Source organism: Cognatundibacterium luofuense (assembly GCF_018139685.1).
Classification (GTDB): Bacteria; Pseudomonadota; Gammaproteobacteria; order Burkholderiales; family Burkholderiaceae_D; genus Undibacterium; species Undibacterium luofuense.
On sequence record NZ_JAGSPN010000657.1, the window covers coordinates 1 to 281 of the forward strand.

Genomic DNA, 281 nt, shown 5'->3' on the forward strand with positions numbered 1-281 from the left:
TTAACTCATTCAGGCGCGATTGTCGGCAGCGATGCCATTTTCGATGCGGCCCTGCAGCGCGCCGGCGCTGTGCGGGTGCGTTCTATGGTACAGATGTTTGCTGCCATCAAATGCCTGTCGGCGCGCTATTTGCCGGTGGGACGGCGACTGGCAATCATCTCAAATGGCGGCGGCCCTGCCGTGCTGGCCGCGGATGTACTGAATGAACTGGGTCTGCAACTCGCCACGCTCTCCACCCCCGATGCAGAACAACTGACGACACGCTTATCACCGCTGGCTTG

General features: G+C 60.5%; 1 pseudogene. It reads left to right on the plus strand.

Annotation, left to right across the window (positions count from 1 at the left end):
- A pseudogene (locus KDM89_RS22065) lies at positions 1-281 on the plus strand (bifunctional acetate--CoA ligase family protein/GNAT family N-acetyltransferase); the annotation flags it as partial.